The sequence below is a fragment of the Actinomadura rugatobispora genome (assembly GCF_042656285.1).
In the GTDB taxonomy this organism is placed as follows: Bacteria; Actinomycetota; Actinomycetes; order Streptosporangiales; family Streptosporangiaceae; genus Spirillospora; species Spirillospora rugatobispora.
The window spans coordinates 1-607 of the sequence record NZ_JBHSON010000301.1 but is presented as its reverse complement, the minus strand read 5'-3'; the positions used below and the strand labels follow the sequence as shown (position 1 = coordinate 607).

The window sequence follows — 607 nt, the reverse complement described above, 5'->3', positions numbered from 1 at the left end:
GCGGCCGAGCACGTCGTCGGACTTGATGGTCAGCAGCTCCTGGAGCGCGTAGGCGGCGCCGTAGGCCTCCAGCGCCCAGACCTCCATCTCACCGAACCGCTGCCCGCCGAACTGGGCCTTACCCCCGAGCGGCTGCTGGGTGATCATGGAGTACGGGCCGGTCGACCGCGCGTGGATCTTGTCGTCGACCAGGTGGAGCAGCTTGAGGATGTAGATGTAGCCGACCGAGATCGGGTCCTTGTACGGCTCGCCGGTGCGCCCGTCGAACATCCGGGCCTTGCCGCCGGGGCCGACCAGGCGCTGGCCGTCCCGGTTGGGCAGGGTGCTGGCGATCAGGCCGGTGACGTCGTCCTCGCGGGCGCCGTCGAACACCGGGGTCGCGGTGTTGGTCCACGGCTCGGCCTCGTCGGCGCCGATCGCCTGCAGGGCCCGCTTCCAGTCGGCGTCGTCGCCCTCGACCTTCCAGCCGCGGCTGGCCACCCACCCCAGGTGGGTCTCCAGGACCTGGCCGACGTTCATCCGGCCGGGCACGCCCAGCGGGTTCAGGACGATGTCGACCGGGGTGCCGTCCTCCAGGAACGGCATGTCCTCGACCGGCAGCACCTTG

General features: G+C 71.0%; 1 protein-coding gene. It reads right to left on the bottom strand.

The annotated features are described in order from the left end of the window. On the bottom strand, positions 1-607 hold a 607-nt coding region (locus tag ACFPZN_RS56500), incomplete at both ends, for a DNA-directed RNA polymerase subunit beta (RefSeq protein WP_465252321.1).